Here is a 15,082-nt window from a genome sequence, read left to right on the forward strand (position 1 = left end):
AGCGACGTGGAACCACCTGAATCCATTCCGAACTCAGAAGTGAAACATGTCAGCGCCGATGGTAGTGTGGGGTCTCCCCATGTGAGAGTAGGACACCGCCAGGCACCTAATACGGAAAAGCCCTTCGCTATTATGCGAAGGGCTTTTTTCGTTTGAGCTCGCCGTGTGTCCTACTCTCGCGTAGGGCGAAGCAGAATTCATATGCGAACTCTATAATTTTCCCGATGATTTCTGAACTGCGACAAAACGCCCAAGGACGCCTCCTCTAGCTGTAGGCCTTAAAATGCCTGCTCTTCTTTTCATTTGGTTCTACCACGTCAAGATTCGTCGAAATTAAAACGTCGCAAACTTCAATAACTCTTTTATATTAGTCTATCCTAATAGATGCAAGCTCAGCATGGGTATAGAGTTCATATTTGATTGTCCTGGAGTAACACGAATGTTGCATAAAGATAAGACAGAGCAAGAGTCAATTCGAATTAAGCGACGGCATTTTCTTCAGTTATCGACAGCAGGTTTAATTGGTGCAGGGCTAATAGGTCTTAGTCCATTTACAACGGTTGAGGCAAAGCCAGTAAATACGACATCAAGAATTGTGATATTAGGCGCTGGTGCGGCAGGTATCTCTTTAGCGAATCGACTTACTCGAGAAACTAAGGGGGCATCAATAACCATTATTGATGACCGCGAACGACACTTGTATCAACCTGGCCTGACGTTAGTCGCAACCGGCATTTGGCGAACCGCCGCAATGCTTGATCAAAATAGCCGCTACATACCAAAGGACGTAAATTGGGTAAAATCCGTTGTACAGTCTGTCGATCCTGATCGAAACCAAGTTCTTTTGGTTGGTGGAGAGCTCATTCACTATGACTACTTATTGATTGCCACTGGTCTGGAACTTAATTTCTCTGCGATAGAGGGCATGCGCGCCGATTTAATTGGCCGTCACGGCATTGGTTGTGTCTATGACACCCCGGAGAGCGCTGAAGGCACATGGAAAGCGATTGACGAATTTGCTCACTCTGGTGGTGTCGGTATTTTTACGCGTCCGCCGGGGGCGATTAAATGTGCCGGAGCGCCGCTCAAAATAGCGATGTTAACCGAACACCTCTTACGTCAACGAAAAATGCGCGAGCGTGCCGACTTCTTTTATACAGCGCCAGGAACCGGGATCTTCTCACAACCCGACGTAGATACCTTCTTAAAGGTTAACTTTCCTGAACGCGGAATAGATATTCATTGGAACCAACAGTTGGTATCGATAGAGCCGGAACGGCAGCGTGCTACTTTTTCAACGGAACAAGGTATTGTGCATAAAGATTACGACTTTATTCATGTTGTCCCGCCCATGCAAGCCGTACAACCGATTCGTGAGAGTAATTTGAGCTGGCAGACTGGCCCATTCTCAGGTTGGTTGGAAGTGGATCGTCATACATTACAGCATAAGCGCTATGCGAACGTGTTTGGTGCTGGTGATTGCGTAGGAACGCCGATCGGTAAGACTGCAGCAAGTGTTAAAGCACAAGTACCTGTCGTGGTGCATAACTTGTTGCGAGTCATAAACGATGAAACCCCGGATGCGCATTACAATGGCTACACGTCGTGCCCACTCATTACTGAACGCGGGCAAGCGATGCTTGTTGAGTTTGATTATGACCTCAACATGGTACCGTCCTTTGGATTTATTGATCCACTCAAGGAGCAATGGGTGCCATGGATTATGAAAGACAAAATGTTACGCGGCGCTTATAACGCTATGTTGCGCGGTCGCGTATAGGAGCACGTATGAGCTTTTCATTCTTAGGTATTATTGCCGTAATTCTTGAGGTGCTTCGTCCCTACTGGCCGTTATTTGTGATGTTGGTAATCATTGAGGTGGTTTTATTGATTTCAGCGAGTGCACGCAGTCATAAAACTCATGTCACTGAGGTACGGAAGGAGTTAATCCTGACAGGGTTGGTTAGTTTCATCCTTTTGTTGCTATTGGCTCCTCTGCTCACTGGCGCACGTCATCACAATCTTGGCAGTCTCGTTGACTATGCTGCTCTGTTTGGAGCCTCCTTCGCGGGTGCTATCGTTATCACACTACTCACCGTGCCAGTATGGAAGGTATTCAAAAAGGCGTAACTGGATCCATCGATTGTCTTCGGTCAACATGAGCTTTGGCTAAAAAGGCGCTATAATGCACAATTCACTTTAGAGAACAGGCATTATGGCGCTTTCGGCTACTCCGTATCGATTTTTAGTTTCCTTATCCAATACCGACTCGCATGTATACGCGGAGCTCAAGTTTGTGGTCGCAAGACATCCATCGGAAACTGAAGACCGAATGTTGACACGTTTGCTTGCCTATTTGCTTTGGTATCATGAACAGGTCGAATTTGGTCGCGGGCTGTCCGATAGCGACGAAGCAGCTTTATGGCAAATTGGTCTCGATGGCCAGATTGAACATTGGATTGATGTCGGCTTGCCGGATGCGGAGCGGATGACAAAAGCCGCTAGGAAAGCCAAGAAGTATTCACTGCTTGTTTATGGTAATCGTCGGATTTGGCAAGAAAAAGAGCTACCGAAAGCTATCAAAAGCGAAATGGAAATCTTGGCGGTACCAGAGGACGTTTTTGCGGAGCTTAAGCCTCTGCTCGGCCGCAATATGAAAATCGAATTAACCGTTGCTGATGGTACGTTTTATTTAACGGTTATCGATGGTACGGAACATCACTCGATCGTTTTTCAATTTATCGCTTTGCATTCTTAATTTCCAAAGAGGTTGCTCTTGTTTCCTTTAAAACAAAAACATAGTTTCGCTGTTGATGTGAACGCAAAGCAGGTCATTGAAATTGACTCTATTGGAGCGCTTCAGTCGCTGGTGTGGAAGAATGATACGTATATTCTTGGGGAAGGAACCAATACAATATTCACTGAAGACTTCAATGGACAGTTAATAATCAATCGATTGTCTGGCATAGAGATTAAAGAAAGCGAAACTGGCTGGCATGTTTACGCTGCTGCAGGCGAGAATTGGCATAAGTTGGTGGTGAAACTCATCGGACTCGGTATTTACGGGAGTGAAAATCTAGCGCTGATACCGGGCAGTGTAGGTGCAGCACCAGTGCAAAACATCGGTGCCTACGGTGTTGAAGTTGCAACATTTATTGACCGAGTCGAGGTTTATGATTGTAAGTTGCATGTGCAAACCACTTTAAGTCACGAAGAATGTGAATTTGCTTACCGAGACAGTATTTTCAAGCGGCCAGCGCATTGGCATTGGTTTATCACTGGTGTTCATTTCTTTTTTCCAAAAGCTTGGCAAGCGGTACTGGGTTATCCTGACCTTGCTAGCTTAGCGTCTGATGCTACAGCAGAGCAGATTATGTCGCATGTGATCAAGATTCGCCAACAGAAGCTTCCTGATCCTGCTCGGGTACCCAACGCAGGCAGCTTTTTCAAGAATCCTGTTATTCCTCAGGCTGACTGTCAGCGTTTGCAGGCCGATTTCCCGGGGATACCGGTATTTTTGCAAGCCAATGGAGAATGTAAACTGGCTGCCGCATGGTTAATTGATAAAGCTGGGCTCAAGTCACTGAGCGTTGGCGGTGCGGCCGTTCACGAGCGCCAAGCCTTGGTGTTAGTGAATCGCAACAATGCATCAGGTGCTGATATTCTATCGCTTGCAGAACATATACAAACCAATGTGCGTGAACGCTATGGTGTTGAACTCGAACCCGAAGTGCGTTTATTGAATGACTACGGATTAATATACTCATGAGCTATGATCACAACGAAATCGATTCTTTGCTGATTCAAAAGCTTGCCGATGGTCAATTCCATTCCGGACAACAGTTGGGCGATGAGTTCGGACTCTCGCGTGCAGCAATCAATAACCACATTGAAAAGCTGGCAAGTCTCGGCTTAGATATCTATCGAGTGACGGGAAAGGGCTATAAACTTGCCCACCCGATTCAGCTGCTCGATACCAAGAAGTTTCAATCCCATTTACCGCCTCAAGCCAGTGAAGCTCTGGTCACGCTTAAGCATGTTACTGAATCGACTAATGATGACATCAAGCATCAGCTGACGACGAACAGTACGCTGCAGGCAGGAACCGCGGTCTTGGCGGAAATGCAAACAAAGGGGCGAGGGCGGCGTGGCAAGCAGTGGTTTTCGCCATTTGGCAACAACCTTTATATGTCGGTCTATTGGCCATTGCCTCAAGGCTTAAACAGCGCTATCGGCTTAAGTGTTGTTCTTGGCATTGCTGTCGCTGAAACCATCATCGATGCTGGTGTCGATGGTGTCAGTTTGAAATGGCCGAACGACGTGTATATTCATCGTCAAAAGGTCGCGGGTATCTTGGTTGAACTTGAAGGACAGGCTCAAGGCGAGGGGCACGCGATTGTCGGGATAGGCGTTAATTTAGCACTGGCAACTAACGCGCCGATTGACCAACCCTTTACTGCAATTCAAGAGCATCTTGACAGTGAACTCGACCGCAATCAATGGGCAGCAAAGCTTTACAGCCATTGTCTCCAGTTACTTCATGAACATGACCTACAAGGCCTCGGTCCATTTATTCAGCGTTGGCGAGCGCTTGACCACTTCTATCAACAGCCGATTAAGTTGTTGTTAGGTCAGCATGAACAGGTTGGCATCGGACTCGGTATCGATGATTTGGGCGCGTTCTTGTTGAAGCAAGGCGATGAAGTAAAACGTTATTTTGGGGGCGAAATTAGTGTCCGTGACATTACTGCTTGAAGTCGGCAATACCGCTTGGAAATTGGCTTCTTACCAAGCGGCTAGCAGACCCAAATTTCTCAACCGTGGTCAAGGCTTCGAAGCGCTTGTGGCATTGTTGCAGACTTTAGACTTTGACCACTTAGCGGTCGCGTCAGTTGCTGAAAGTGACTTTATTGAAGCGTTACGGCAGTTTTCTGCTCAGTACAAAAAGCAGTTATCGATTGCCGAGACCCAAACCGGCTTTGATGTAACGCAATGCTATGCGAACCCGAGCACCTATGGCGTCGATCGTTGGTTAACCTTATTAGTCGCTCGTGCCGAACAAACCAATGCGATGATCATTGATGCCGGCACAGCGATTACGCTCGATGTCATTAATGAAGAAGGTCATCATTTAGGTGGTTGGATAAGCCCCGGCTTTCGTCTTATGCAAGAGTCTTTAATTCAGCGCAGTAGCAAACTCCGAATGACTGCTGAAAAGCCAGCAGAGGCACTCGGTACGAGTACGGAATATGCTGTTTACCTCGGCTGTCAGGCGGCACTGCGCGGCTTTGTCGAGCAAGCGTTGCAGCACAGCAAGCACGTGTTTGGCGATCGTGGTTTCACTTGCTATTTAACGGGTGGGGATCATGAACATATCAACGCAGCGCTATTGGACCGCTTTAATTGTCGCGTTGAACGTCGACCGGATTTAGTCTTAGAAGGCCTCGCTCGTTGGTATGAGCAGAAGCCTGTTTAAGAAGCATGTTCAAAAAGACCGTGCTGACAAGCTAGTTACGATCGCTTCGGCGATGATACCTATCCTCACGCTGGACTAATTTGTATTCAACATAAAAGCACGCTTACGATAAGCGTGCTTTAAAGTCTTCGTAGCCAAATTTACGCACCAACTCAAATTCGCCATTGCTGCGTAAGATACCGATAGACGGATGTTCAACCCCATTAAAGAACGACGTTTTCACCATCGTATAGTGAATCATGTCTTCAAAAATGACGCGGTCACCTGGCTTTAACTCATGGTCAAATGAATATTCACCGATGACATCCCCAGCCAAACAACTATTGCCACCTAAACGATAAGTAAATGGTTTAACACCAGCGTCGGCAGCGTCGGTAATCGCTGGGCGATAAGGCATTTCTAAAACGTCTGGCATGTGTGCTGTCGCAGAGATATCGAGGATAGCGATCTGGCCATTATTCTCGACAATATCGACGACTTCAGACACCAGCGGACCGGTTTGCCATGCGACTGCAGAGCCCGGCTCAAGAATAACTTCAATATCGTAGGTTTCGCGCAAGCGTTTGAGCTGGGCAATTAAGTGATCGACGTCATAGCCTTGGCGTGTCATTAAGTGTCCGCCACCAAGGTTTAACCACTTCAATTGCGGCAGATACTTGGCAAAGCGTTTCTCGACAGCCGCCAACGTGCGCTCGAGGGCATAGGAGTCACACTCACATAAATTGTGCACGTGGAAGCCTTCGATTCCAGTCAGATCCACACCTTCTAATTGCGCCGCAGGCACGCCTAAACGTGAACCCGGGGCAGAAGGGTCGTACAATTCAGTTTCTGCTTCACGATGTTCTGGGTTAATCCGCAAGCCCATAGAAACACCCGCTGCAGTGCACTGATCACGATAGCGTTGCCATTGAGTCAGGCTATTGAACGAAATGTGATTACAGTGCTTCAGAATCACTTCGATGTCGTAGTCTTTATACGCTGGCGAATAGGCATGCACTTCGCGGCCGAACGTATCTGCAGCCAGTTCTGCTTCCCAAGCTGAGCTAGCGGTACAGCCTTTCAGGTACTGACGCACCACAGGAAACGAACTCCACATGGAGAAACCTTTCAGTGCCAGAATAATATGTGCACCACTTTCTTTTTGCACGCGCTCCATGAGCTCGAGATTCGCAATAAGCTTATTCTCGTTCAGCACATAACACGGCGACGGAATCGCCGGTGACAGGTATGGATTCGACATACGACTATAACTCCTGACAAAAACCGGCTCCTAAGAGCCGGTTATTTAACTTAAGCAAGATCACTCAGCAAGTGGGTTGCGGTCAACTTCAACAACTTGCCATGGCAAGCCATATTTGTTGAGGCGCTCCATAAACGGGTCTGGATCGAACTGTTCCATATTCCAAACACCCGGTTTCATCCACGCACCTTCCAGCATTAATGAAGCACCGATCATAGCGGGTACGCCTGTGGTGTAAGAAACCGCCTGCGCGCCCACTTCAATATTACAGGCAGCATGGTCACAGTTATTGTAGATAAAGATAGTTTTTTCTTTACCGTCTTTGATACCTGTGATGTAAGTCCCAATACAGGTTAAGCCTTCGTAACCTTCAGCTAGTGAGCCTGGGTTTGGTAACACTGCCTTAAGGAATTCAAGCGGTGCAATTTTCTGACCATTGAAGTCGATTGGCTGAATTGAGGTCATGCCAATGCCTTCTAATACACGTAAATGGTTCAGGTAAGCGTCACCAAACGTCATCCAGAAGCGCGCGCGTTTAATCGTTGGGAAATGCTTCACCAATGACTCAAGCTCTTCGTGGAATAGCAAGTACGATGCGCGAACACCAACGCCTGGGTAGTCGAGGTCTTTGCGTACGCTAATCGGATCGGTCTCAACCCACTCGCCATTCTCCCAGAACTTACCACGTTGGGTGATTTCACGAATATTGATTTCTGGGTTGAAGTTGGTTGCGAATGCTTGACCGTGGTCACCGCCGTTACAATCAACGATATCTAAATAATGAATTTCGTCGAAGTAGTGCTTCGCTGCATAAGCAGTAAAGACGTTGGTCACACCAGGGTCAAAACCAGAACCTAACAGGGCCATTAAACCCGCTTCTTTGAAACGCTCATGATAAGCCCACTGCCAGCTGTATTCGAATTTCGCTTCGTCTTTTGGCTCGTAGTTCGCTGTGTCTAAATAGTGAACGCCAGTCGCAAGACATGCATCCATGATTGGCAAGTCTTGGTAAGGCAGCGCCACGTTAATGACAAGTGCTGGCTGCACTTTCTCGATTAAGGCGACCAGTGCATCGACATTGTCTGCGTCGACAGCATAAACACCGACTACGCGGTCTTTACCAGCTTCTTCTTGTAACTTTTCACACTTAGAAATCGTGCGCGAAGCCAAATGAATTTCGTCGAAATATTCCGGCAACATCGCACATTTTTTTACAACGACGCCGCTAACTCCGCCGGCACCGATAATCAAAACTCGAGACATAATATTCACCCCTTTTTATGCTTGGGTCGTGTATATAAAACGGGCGAGATTTTGCCTACGCCCGTGTTTAAATGCAATGATTATTCGCGAAAACTACTCTTTTTCCGCCTTATCCATTCCTAAATATTTGTGCATGAACGCCCATTGGTCTGCGATCTGTTCAATGGCCATCCAGGTCGGTGTTCCAGCGCCGTGTCCAGCACGGGTTTCAACGCGCAAAAGAACAGGATTATCACAGCCTTGATCGCGTTGCAGCACCGCTGCAAATTTATAACTGTGCCATGGTACCACACGATCATCGTGATCGCCTGTGGTGATTAACGTCGCTGGGTAGCATACGCCAGGCTTGGTATTATGAATCGGAGAATAGGCATACAGAGCCTCGAATTCATCTGCATTTTCACTCAAGCCGAAGTCACTGCTCCAAGCACGAGCGTTGGCACTCGGCGTATGGTAACGGAGCATGTCGAGTACACCCACGGCCGGCAAAGCAACGGCAAAAAGCTCTGGGCGCTGAGTCATCACTGCCGCCACCAATAAGCCGCCATTCGAACCGCCTTGAATAGCAAGTTTTCCTGGTTGTGTGTACTGCGCTTCAATGAGGTATTCGGCGGCAGCGATAAAGTCATCAAAAACGTTTTGTTTGTCCAACTTGGTGCCCGCACGATGCCAAGCATTACCGTACTCACCACCACCACGAAGATTTGGAATTGCAACGATTCCACCTTGTTCGAGCCAAGCGGTTCGGGCGACGCTAAATCCTGGTGTTAAAGAGACGCCAAAGCCGCCATAGCCATAGAGAAGTGCAGGATTGGAGCCATCTCGAGGTGCGTCCTTATGGCGAATGATAAACATGGGCACACGGGTACCGTCTTTGCTTTCGAAAAATACTTGCTCGGTGATCAGTCCTGCTAAATCAGCATTCACTTCAGTTCGGTGATGTAACTTCAAATGCTGATTCGCGATATCATAGTGATAAATATTACTTGGCTGAGTAAAACTGGTCAGACTAAAAAATGTTTCCATATGCTCAGGGTCGCCGGTAAACCCTGAAACTGTGCCAATACCGGGCAAATCTAGGGTACGCAAGTGACGACCATGAGCCGAATAAATTTCAATCTGTGACTGCGCATCTTTCAAATAGTTGGCAAAAAAATGTCCGCCCACGTAACTCACACTATCCAAGGTTTCTTCGCGCGCGGGTATGATTTCTTGCCAATGCTCAGGTTCAGGACGAGTGATATCGACAGCAATAACCCGGCCCGTTGGTGCATTATTCGTTGTATTGACGTAAAAGATATTGCCATCGGTTGCAATGACGCTATACAGCGCATCCCAATCGTCAAACAAAGGCTGCCATTCTGCATCGTCTTGACGGCGATTAAGTACATGAACCGCATTGGCAAAATAACCTTCCCAATGATTCGCAATTAAGAAACGTCCATCGTTGGAGATTTGTGGATACGGATTGATAGGCCGCCCGTCGTCGACGGCATAAACGAGTAAGTCACGATCTTGCGGCGTACCAAGGAGGTGAAAGTAGATTTCTACGGTTTGTTGGTCATCTGGACGCCCATCTTCGCCATCTGGATAACGGCTGTAAAAAAATCCGCTTTCATCCGGTAGCCAAGCGAGATTGGTAAATTTAGTCGCTGAAATCAGCGTTGACAGGTCTTCGCCCGTAGTAATGTTGCGAACTTTAAAGTCCACCCAATCCGAGCCGCCATCAGAGACGCCGTAGGCAATATAATTGGCCCGTGGGCTGATATAAACCCGCGACAGGGAAATGGTTCCGTCGCTGCTAAACTGATTGGGATCGATCAGTTCACGCGCTGGTCGATTGAGATTCTCGCTCACATACAAAACGGCTTGGTTTTGTAGCCCGTCATTCCGGTAATAAAAATAACGTGAACCTTTTCTGAAGGGCGTGCTGACCCGCTCGTAGTTCCAAAGTGCGGTAAGCCGCTCTTTGAAGTGTTCACGACTTGGCAGTGCGTTTAAGTATGGTTGGGTAAATTGATTTTGTGCCTGTATCCAGGCACGAACTTCGCCGCTGTCCATATTTTCTAGCCACCGATAGGGATCCGCAACCTGAACACCGTGATAGTCATCAACTTGGTTAACGGTGCGTGACAGAGGATACTCGAGACTCGTGGTCGGTGTGCTAGTGGTCGTATCAATTTGACTACAGCCAGTCATTGCAAACACTCCTGCGGTCAGTAATAACGATCGTATTTTCATGGACTAAGTTCCTTTTGGAATTACCTGTCGCTGCGTTAGAGGGCAGGCTAAACACTGACGTTAAGAAGAAGACTATATCTTGAGATTCAAATCTCGACAAATGATCCTAAGTTCCGCTTCAAGCTCTTTCTTGCCTTGGAATCCAGTTGTTTTGGCAAGGGCTGCGAGATCTGTTTGGCATGCTTTTGACAGCAGCTCAAAATGTTTTGAGGGTATGACCTGAGGTCGAATGTGTAACAGCGCAGCCAGTAAAGCTTGGATATAATCAAATGGAGTCCAGCCATGGACAAATGCTTGCAGACGCTGTTCAACGATGGGCATGAGTTCATCCCAATAGAATTCAGATGGCGGAGGGACTTGTGCGATTAACTCTGCCTGCAGAGTTGGTAGCGTCTGAAACACCAGAGCATGTTGAAGTGAATACCAAAATATGGTTCGCGCTTGGTCAAGTTCAGCTTGCAGAGCTCTATTTTGTACTCCACTGGCATCGACATAAAGGCCTGCCGGCAATCCTGCTGCTGAGTCGATATGATTGCCCATGCGCACTGGCAAATAATTATTCCGTTGCCAAAATCGATGTAAGTCAGCATTTAACCCGAAACTTGTGCCGCGTAAATGATTCGGATAGTGAAGCTTTATCTGCTGTAAAAGACGAGAGCCCAGACCAAGATCTTGCAACGCGTCGCCAATGGTAATGCGTACAATCCGTACACATGCGCTCATCAACGCTGACTCGACTCGCAGCCCAAATGCTAAAGCCTGCGGTAGCAAAGCCCCTGGTGGACGTCGCTTACCCTGTAGAATAGCGTGATGAATAGACTGCGGCAGCGGCCCCTCTTCGCATAGCCAGCAAACGCCGACAACTTGATCTTGATAAAATTGAATCAGTAGCTTTTGCTTGGCATCGTCGAGCAGCAGTTTGAGATCATTTGGACTGGTCTGATAATGCGCCGCCATAAGCAATTGAAAAGCAGCTTCTATGACTTCCGGTTCGAGCGCGGAGGCGTGACAAAATTGGTAATCAATGGACGGATCGTCATCGTCGAGTTCGAAGGCAGGCGAATTCGATTGTTTTGCAACATAAGTGTATTCCGTCGTAGTCAAACAAAACGACCGATTGATCACCTTTTCTAACGAGTCAGCGCTTGACCAGCGCACGGGTTGTCGCAGGTTAATCGAGTTGATACTTGAATAGTGATCCGGGAGTTGTTTAAGGAATCGAAATAGGAAACCACGACCTGCACTCTCATAGCCTTCAGTCGTTGAGCTAAGCACGAGCCGAGGATGCTTTAAGGCAACATTGAGTAGAACATGAGCGGGAACAGAAGCAGCTTCATCAATCACAAGCCATGTACTCGGATCGAGCTTGACGGTGAGCAGCTGATCAGGGGCAATAAATTTAATGGAACGCTGGTCAAGGTATTGAAACACGCTCTGCGCCTGTTTTCGTGATGGCGCGCACAGTACAAAGCTGGACGTCGCTGGTGCGCTTTTCATCCACAAGCCTAGGACGGTTGATTTTCCCCGTCCCCGTGGTGCTAAGATAACCGCAGCTGCCTGTGGCTGTTCGAGTCCTTGATTTAATGCGTTTAACGCTTGTGTTTGATCGTCAGTGAGTTGAAAAGGCCGAGTCGCTATAGCGCGAGGTGCACCGTCGTGGAATAGGCGATAAGCGGGGTAAATTTGTTTAGCGATCGTTAAGAAACGTTGCATAGCTGGGGTTATCGAGCTTGTCAGCCAAATTACTAACGTGCCACCAGCGATTAATGTTCCCGCCAGTGCCGCAATGGCGTTGGCATGAAAGCTATCGCGACAGTCAAGTTCTACCCAGGCAAACTCGCGGCCCAAGTAGTGTCGGTAATGCGCAATTTGCGTACTGTTCAAACTCAAGCAATGTGCGAGATTTAAAGAGTCAAACCCGAGGTCCGGTCGTTGACAAAATGGCGCGTCGGTCTGGCGAATGATCAGTTGGCGGTCGGCTGCAATTGTCATTAGGTTTGGCTTCAACGCGGACGCGCCGGTTTTTCCGATACATAAACAATAATCTGGCCACGAATGACTGCGCTACCGTCGTCACGGTAACCGGTCACGTCGATGGCGACATCACCCGCAGACCAAGCGTCGGCAGATACTTCAGCAGTAATGCGAATGTCACTATTTGCTTTCGCGGTATACTCGACGTTCATGCCTTTCGGAATCCAGCGCAGATGATTTGGAATCGAGGCTTCTGCGACTGCACCCATGGCCATTTCTAGGCCATTACACAAGGCAATGGCATGGACAGTACCAATATGATTCTCGACCGACTTGCGCTTGCGGAAGGTTAACTCGCAAAAGCCCGGTCGTAACTCGGTGACCAGCGGCCTTATGGTGCGAAAATAAGGCGCCTTGCGGGCAAACATGGCTGAAAAAATCTTCCGGCCGAAAGGCAGCTTTAAAGTCTTCGCATACAGCGAAAGCAGGTAATTATTTGCCATTGAATATCTCATTTAGGTTCAAGTTGCGTGAGTGAATCCTAGCATAATCATCAAGCAAACATGCATCAGCGAGGAAAACAAATAAAAACGCCCTCGTTAGCGAGGGCGTAGTTTCTTTTACGTTAAGAACGCTGTTAATCGACGCTTAATTTGAGGCCACGTCGAATTAACAATGCATCAGTCGTCGGCTCTTGGCCACGGAATTCAATGTAAGATTCCATGGTTGGACGTGAGTTACCTACTTCAAGAATGTTGCGACGATAATGGTTACCGTTCTCACGCGTCAGACCACCTTGGCTTTGCACATAAGCGAACGCGTCTGCAGCCAAAATTTCGCTCCACATATAGGCGTAGTAGCTCGCAGAATAACCGCCGCCCATCGAGTGGCTGAAGAAGGTCGTTTTATAACGCGGAGGAACAGCTTCAAGATCGACACCGTGCTTGGCTAGCGCTGCGGCTTCAAACTCATTGACGTCTTGCAACTCGGAATCAGCAGATAATGAGTGCCATTCCATATCGAGCAACGAAGCAGAGATGTACTCTAAGGTATCGAAACCTTGGTTGAAGCTACGTGATTGAATCACACGCTCAAGTAATTCTGTCGGAATTGGCTCACCAGTTTCGTGGTGTTTAGCGTAGTTACCGATTACTTCAGGGTGAGCAGCCCAGTCTTCTTCGAAGGTTGATGGGAATTCCACGAAGTCACGTGACACCGAAGTACCTGCTAAGGTTGGGTAAGTGACGTTAGAGAACATACCATGAATACCGTGACCTAACTCATGGAAAATGGTGGTTACATGGTCATAGCTCACTAATGTTGGCTCACCTTCCGGTGCTTTTGGAATGTTCATGACGTTAACCACCACTGGTTTGCTGTCGAGCAAATGTGACTGGCCAACGAACGAGCTCATCCAAGCACCACCACGTTTACCTTCGCGAGCGAAATAGTCTGCATAGAAAATCGCCAGACTGGTGCCGTCATGGTCAAATACTTCATAAACTTCCACGTCAGGGTGGTAAGTTGGGAGGTCAGGACGCGGCTCAAACGTAATACCGTAGAAACGGTTCATGGTATAGAACACGCCGTCATGCAAAACGCGATTAAATTCGAAATACTCACGTACTTCGCTTTCATCTAAGTCGTAAAGCTCTTGGCGAACGAATTCAGCGTAGTATTCCCAGTCCCATGGCTGGACTTCAAAATCACCACCACGACGCTCGATCATTTCCTGAATTGCATCTTGTTCGGCTTGCACGTTGGCAACGACCGCTGGCAGCATACTGCCGAGCATCTCGAAGACGGCTTCCGGCTTCTCCGCCATTTGCGTTTCAAGATTGTAGTCTGCCCAACTGTCATAGCCGAGTAAGGCAGCGCGTTGCGCTCGGATTTGTGCTAAACGAGCGGAAATTGGGCGGTTATCATAGTCGCCTGACTGCGCGCGATAGGCTGAAGCTTCCCAAACCCGCTGGCGAAGTTCGCGGTTATTTAATTGAGTCAGAATCGGCTGGCGCGTCGTATTCGTGATGCTAAGTAAGTACTTACCTTCATGACCACGATCAGCAGCAGCGTTGGCTGCCGCTTGAATTTGTGAACGAGATAAGCCATCGAGCTCTTCAACCGTATCGACGACCACAGCGATGTTGCGAGTTTCTGCAAGTAGGTTCTGGGCAAATTGGTTGGTTAACCGCGAATGCTCTTCGTTCAATGCACGAATTTGCTCTTTCTCAGCTTCGGTGAGTAAGGCACCAGCACGAACAAAACGCTGATGATAAACTTCGACTAAGCGTTGCTGTTCACTGTTTAAGCCTAAGTTTTCGCGCTGCTCGTAGATTGATTTGACGCGTTCAAATAATGCTGGGTTGAGGTTGATATTGTCCGAGTGTGCCGCCATTTTCGGCGCTAACTCTGACTGAATCGCGCGGCGCGCTTCATTACTATCGGTACCAACAAGGTTGTAGAAAACGCGTGATACTCGAGTCAGCAACTCCCCACTGCGCTCCATCGCTTCGAGCGTATTCTCAAAAGTTGGTGCTTCTGGATTATTCGCAATCGCTTCAATCTCTGCGATTTGCTCTGCCATACCGCGCTCAAACGCTGGCAGGAAATGCTCGTCTTCAATGATGCGGAAATCAGGTGCTTGGTATTGCAACGCGAAAGGTTGGAAGAATGGGTTTTCCATCGACACGGTGTCGTTCGCAGATTCGCTCACCTGAGCTGATTCAGTTGCGGTCGGCGCCGGCGCTTGTTCAGCACAGCCAGTGATTGCTAAGGCGGCACCGATTAGTGATGCCAGTAAAGTTTTTTGCATGGTATGCACGGGAATATCCTCTCTCAACGATTGTTGTATAAGTGCAGATCGCTTCGAGTATGCAACAAATGGAAGC

General features: G+C 48.1%; 12 protein-coding genes and 1 rRNA gene. 7 read left to right on the forward strand and 6 right to left on the reverse strand.

Annotated elements, in window-relative coordinates; translation table 11 throughout:
* The 7 genes from rrf to LAT77_RS09440 all read left to right on the forward strand — a co-directional run.
* A 5S ribosomal RNA gene (gene rrf, locus LAT77_RS09410) occupies window positions 1-104 on the forward strand; the annotation flags it as partial.
* Window positions 105-439: 335 nt separating this feature from the next.
* On the forward strand, window positions 440-1,780 hold the full coding sequence (locus LAT77_RS09415; RefSeq protein WP_290564310.1) for an FAD/NAD(P)-binding oxidoreductase: 1,341 nt from the start codon (window positions 440-442) through the stop codon (window positions 1,778-1,780).
* Between the two features lie 8 nt (window positions 1,781-1,788).
* A complete protein-coding gene (locus LAT77_RS09420) occupies window positions 1,789-2,130 on the forward strand; it encodes a hypothetical protein (protein ID WP_290564311.1) in 342 nt (113 codons plus the stop codon).
* Window positions 2,131-2,215: 85 nt separating this feature from the next.
* On the forward strand, window positions 2,216-2,758 hold the full coding sequence (locus LAT77_RS09425; RefSeq protein ID WP_290564312.1) for a YaeQ family protein: 543 nt from the start codon (window positions 2,216-2,218) through the stop codon (window positions 2,756-2,758).
* Window positions 2,759-2,776: 18 nt separating this feature from the next.
* On the forward strand, window positions 2,777-3,769 hold the full coding sequence (gene murB / locus LAT77_RS09430; RefSeq protein WP_290564313.1) for a UDP-N-acetylmuramate dehydrogenase: 993 nt from the start codon (window positions 2,777-2,779) through the stop codon (window positions 3,767-3,769).
* Window positions 3,766-4,755 carry a bifunctional biotin--[acetyl-CoA-carboxylase] ligase/biotin operon repressor BirA gene (birA, locus tag LAT77_RS09435; protein WP_290564314.1) on the forward strand — a complete coding sequence of 330 codons (990 nt, stop codon included), beginning with the start codon at window positions 3,766-3,768 and terminating at the stop codon, window positions 4,753-4,755. Before murB ends, birA begins: the two co-directional genes overlap by 4 nt.
* Window positions 4,733-5,476 (forward strand): type III pantothenate kinase, encoded by a 744-nt coding sequence (locus LAT77_RS09440; RefSeq protein ID WP_290564315.1) that lies wholly within the window; start codon window positions 4,733-4,735, stop codon window positions 5,474-5,476. Before birA ends, LAT77_RS09440 begins: the two co-directional genes overlap by 23 nt.
* A gap of 103 nt (window positions 5,477-5,579) precedes the next feature.
* Here the strand turns inward: LAT77_RS09440 and nspC are convergent, their stop codons facing one another.
* The 6 genes from nspC to LAT77_RS09470 form a co-directional block, all read right to left on the reverse strand.
* A complete protein-coding gene (gene nspC, locus LAT77_RS09445; RefSeq protein WP_290564316.1) occupies window positions 5,580-6,716 on the reverse strand; it encodes a carboxynorspermidine decarboxylase in 1,137 nt (378 codons plus the stop codon).
* Window positions 6,717-6,776: 60 nt separating this feature from the next.
* Window positions 6,777-7,979, reverse strand: a complete 1,203-nt coding sequence (locus tag LAT77_RS09450) for a saccharopine dehydrogenase family protein (RefSeq protein ID WP_290564317.1) — start codon at window positions 7,977-7,979, stop codon at window positions 6,777-6,779.
* Between the two features lie 93 nt (window positions 7,980-8,072).
* Window positions 8,073-10,220: a prolyl oligopeptidase family serine peptidase gene (locus tag LAT77_RS09455; RefSeq protein ID WP_290564318.1), complete on the reverse strand. Its 2,148-nt coding sequence runs from the start codon at window positions 10,218-10,220 to the stop codon at window positions 8,073-8,075.
* Window positions 10,221-10,292: 72 nt separating this feature from the next.
* A complete protein-coding gene (locus LAT77_RS09460) occupies window positions 10,293-12,212 on the reverse strand; it encodes a GNAT family N-acetyltransferase (RefSeq protein WP_290564319.1) in 1,920 nt (639 codons plus the stop codon).
* 11 nt (window positions 12,213-12,223) lie between these two features.
* On the reverse strand, window positions 12,224-12,697 hold the full coding sequence (locus tag LAT77_RS09465) for a hotdog fold domain-containing protein (protein ID WP_290564320.1): 474 nt from the start codon (window positions 12,695-12,697) through the stop codon (window positions 12,224-12,226).
* A gap of 134 nt (window positions 12,698-12,831) precedes the next feature.
* Complete coding sequence (locus tag LAT77_RS09470; RefSeq protein ID WP_290564396.1) at window positions 12,832-15,006, reverse strand: M3 family metallopeptidase; 2,175 nt, start codon at window positions 15,004-15,006, stop codon at window positions 12,832-12,834.
* Window positions 15,007-15,082: the final 76 nt, after the last annotated feature.

Source organism: Aliidiomarina sp. (genome assembly GCF_022565475.1).
Taxonomy (GTDB): Bacteria; Pseudomonadota; Gammaproteobacteria; order Enterobacterales; family Alteromonadaceae; genus Aliidiomarina.